A 3,488-nucleotide genomic window follows, 5' to 3' on the forward strand; every position below is an offset into this window, starting at 1 on the left:
CTTGCGCCGCTTGTGGCTCCCAACAGCACCTTTGGAAAGAAAGTGTCCCCAAGGCTGGGGCTCGACATCCAGGGGGGTGCCCGTGTGGTGCTGGAGGCAAACCTCGACACACTGCCCAAGGGCCAGAAGTGGGATGAAGAAACCCGCTCCTCGGTGCTGCGGACTCTCGACAACCGTGTCAACTCTAACGGAGTTGCAGAGCCCGTGATCACTCCCAAAGGCGAAAAGCAGTTCGTCGTTGAGATTCCCGCTGTCAAGAACGAGAAAGACATTCTGGATCAGCTCCAGAAGACCGCCCAGCTTCAGTTCTACTACAGCTCCGACTGGTACACGGCGGAGAAGAACAAGCTCGGGCGCTACGATTTCCAGCGCTCCGGCGATGGCAGCCGCGAGAGCTACGAGATCACGGACAAGACCACCGACAAGACTTTCCGCGATCCTTTTCATATTCTCCAGGCACTCCGGGATATCGTGGATGCCGGCGAGCGTGCCGGTGCGAAGTCGGTGCCGCTCCCCGCGCCGCTCAATACCCTCGGCTCGTTCGCAGGCCTAGAGACCGTCAAAATTCAGGACAGTGATCTCAAGACCCTGACAGCCCTCTCCGATGAGCTCACCCAGTTCAATGTCTTCCTGACCGCTTCGCGCATGGAGCTGGATGGCTCGGATCTTGTCCCAGGCCGCGCCCGTGCTAACTTTGGCAATGGAACCAACGCCATTGTTGAGCTGGAGTTCAATCCTAAGGGAAAAGAGAAGTTCGCGACATTCACCAAGGCCCACACCGATGAGATCCTGATGATCTTCCTTGATGGCCGCATTCTCATGGCTCCCAAGATCAACGATCCCATCACCGATGGCAAAGCCATGATCCAGCCCTTTGCGACATTGAAAGACGCCAAGCAGCTCTCCGACTATCTCAATGGCGGTGCGCTCCCCGTGACGCTTAATATCGTCCAGCAGCAGAGCCTAGAAGCCACCCTGGGCAAAGATGCGGTCAAGAGCGGCCTGATCGCAGGTGTGGTCGCCCTCGTGCTGGTTGGGGTGTTTATGATCGGGGTCTATCGACTGCCCGGCGTGGTCGCAGTCGGAGCGCTCTTGCTCTACACCCTCTTCACCTACGCGATCTTTGTCCTGATCCCGGTCACCTTTACCCTCCCCGGAATCGCAGGCTTTATCCTCTCGGTCGGTATGGCGGTGGATGCCAATATCCTGATTTTCGAGCGTACCAAAGAGGAGCTTAAGGCAGGCAAGAACCTCAAGATAGCGATCACAACGGGCTTCCAGCGCGCGTTCTCCGCTATCTTCGACTCCAACATGTGTACGGCGGTGACCAGCCTGCTGCTCTACCAGCTCGGCAACGGGAGTGTCCGTGGTTTTGCCCTGACCCTCATGATCGGTGTCGCGCTCTCGATGTTTACGGCCATCACGGTCACCCGCTCGTTCCTGCTGCTGATGGTCGGGGACAACAAGACAGTGAACATGGAAGCCTGGGGGGTTCAGAACCTCTGGCGCCCTCACTTTAAGATCGTCGCGAACCGCTTCCGCTGGTACTTACTCTCCCTTGCGATTATCGTCCCCGGAATCGCCTTTGCGGTGATGGGCGGCTTCAAGCAAGGCATCGAGTTCACGGGCGGCTCCGAGCTCACCCTCAAGTTTGATAAAACCGTCACCCGTGCCGAAGTCGAGAGTGCCGCAGCAGAGGCAGGCTTTAAAGAGGCTGCTGCGCAGATCGCCGGTGACAACACCGTTCTGCTCCGCGTCCCTACCGAAACGGGCAAACAAGAGATGAATGTCCGTGAGGCGGAGAACCTGGTAGAGAAGCTCAAGACCAAGTTTCCGGGTGTCACCAAAGGCGGCTTCGAACGGATCGGGGCCTCGATCTCTAAGGAGCTGACCAAGAACGCCCTCTCGTCCATCGTTCTCTCCTCGCTCTTTATCGTTGTCTACCTCGCGTTTCGCTTCGCAATTGGCGGCTTCAAGAACGGCATCAAGTTCGGGGTGGCGGCCATTATCGCCATGCTCCACGATGTCGCCGTGCTCATCGGGGTCTTTTGTTTCTTGGGCTGGCTGCTCAACTGGAAGATTGACTCGCTGTTCTTAACCGCAGCGCTGACCGTGGTCGGTTTCTCGGTTCATGACACGATCATTATCTTTGACCGTATCCGGGAGAACCTCCAGCACCGCGGTGAGAAAGCCAACCTCGGCGATCTCATTGACGACTCGATCAACGAGACCTTTGCGCGCTCGCTCTTCACCAGTGGCACAGTGGTTCTCACGCTGCTGGCCCTGCTCATCTTCGGTGGCTCGGTAATCCGCCCCCTCAACGCTGCGCTTCTGGTGGGTATCCTCTCGGGCACCTACTCCTCGATCTTCAATGCCGCACCGCTGGTCTTTGACTGGCAACGCAGGTTTGGGAAAAAGGGTCAGGGCTTGGCCGAAGTCAAAGACAGCAAAGATAGTACAGACAGTAAAGAGCTCCCCACATCCACGCCCGACGCGGGTGCAACAGATGCCGGTGAGGGCGACACAACGGCACGCCCCGGAGCCTGGACACAGGGTCCCAAGCGCCGAAAATAAATCTCTCCCGCCTTCCGGCTTTAGCCAGAAGGCGGGAGTTTGCTTTTTATGACATCCCCTACGCTACTTGAAGCTCACTGGCGGCTTGCCACGCCTGATGAAGCGCAGGTTCAAGCGCTTGCAATGGCACTTCAGGTGGCGCCGCTGGTGGCACGTCTGCTAATCAACCGGGGCATTACGGAGACGGCGCAGGCCGAGCAGTATCTCGCGCCCCATCTCGATGACCTGCACGACCCCTACTCCCTACCCGATGTGGACAAAGCCGTCGAGCGACTGGCACGTGCCATTGAGACAGGCGAGAAGATCTTTATTCACGGTGACTACGATGCGGATGGGGTGACCAGTGCGGCGCTTTGCCTGCGTGCCCTCACCGGTCTGGGAGCCAATGTCATTGGCTTTGTCCCCCGCCGCACCGATGGCTATGATTTCCAGGTCTACGGGGCCAACAAAGCCAAAGAGCTTGGGGCCAGGCTGATCCTGACGGCGGACTGCGGTGTCAATGCTCTAGAGGCCGTCGCCCATGCCAACTCACTGGGAATAGATGTCATTGTCACCGACCACCACCGCCCCGGTCCGACTCTCCCGGATGCTGTGGCCATTGTCAATCCCTACCGCGAAGATGCGGGTGAGCTTGCCTTTCGGGACCTGTGTGGCGCAGGAGTCGCATTCAAAGTGCTGGACGCGCTCACGGCACGACTCAAGCCTGAGCACTTGCAAGCTTTCCGGCGCAACTTTGTGGACTTAGTCGCCCTGGGCACGGTTGCGGATGCCAGCACGCTCGCGGGAGAGAACCGTATTCTGGTCTTGCACGGGCTCTTAGCCCTAGCGCAAGGCAAGAAAACCGGGATCAAGCTGCTGCTTGCACGGGCCGGGCTGGAGGGCAAGCCCCTGACGGCAGAAAGCATCGGCTTTCA

At 58.6% G+C, this 3,488-nt stretch carries 2 protein-coding genes; both read left to right on the plus strand.

Features of this window, described 5'->3' with window-relative positions:
* On the plus strand, positions 1 to 2,574 hold a 2,574-nt coding region (gene secD, locus RMO15_RS22155), incomplete at its 5' end, for a protein translocase subunit SecD (RefSeq protein WP_309717323.1).
* Between the two features lie 48 nt (positions 2,575 to 2,622).
* On the plus strand, positions 2,623 to 3,488 hold an 866-nt coding region (locus RMO15_RS22160), incomplete at its 3' end, for a DHH family phosphoesterase (protein WP_309717326.1).

Origin of the sequence: Armatimonas sp., assembly GCF_031410135.1 — a bacterium.
In the GTDB taxonomy this organism is placed as follows: Bacteria; Armatimonadota; Armatimonadia; order Armatimonadales; family Armatimonadaceae; genus Armatimonas.